General features: G+C 56.6%; 1 protein-coding gene. It reads right to left on the bottom strand.

Annotated features, from left to right (window positions below):
* The coding region (locus A3754_RS07655) for an ABC transporter substrate-binding protein (RefSeq protein ID WP_156496901.1) at positions 1-392 on the bottom strand (392 nt) is incomplete at both ends.

The raw sequence follows: 392 nt of genomic DNA, 5'->3' as shown, positions 1-392 counted from the left end.
GGCTTCAGGTTCTTCAGCGCCGCACCGAAAGCGCCACGAATTGCCTTGGCATCTTCAACGGTACCGGCTTCCTGCATGGCCTGAACCACCGTGTACAAAGCGAAGTAGTTATAGGCCACTTCAGTGGTCGGGTCCTTCTCCGCGTTCTGCTTGTGATACTTGGCCACAAACGCCTTGGCACCCGGCTCTTCATAACGTGTCAGCGGCACCACACCCACGGACCCTTCCAGCATTTTGTAGCCACCGATGATCTTGGACATTTCCCCCATCTTGGCCTGGTCCATGATCACGAAACCACCCTTGAAACCCAATTCACGAGCCTGTTTCGCCACCAGCGCGGTGGGTTCGGACGCACCACCAATGAACATCACATCCGGTTTCTCCGCCAGCAC

The organism is Alcanivorax sp. HI0083 (assembly GCF_001635175.1).
The sequence above is the reverse complement of the archived record's forward strand: the minus strand, read 5'-3'. Positions and strand labels throughout refer to the sequence as shown.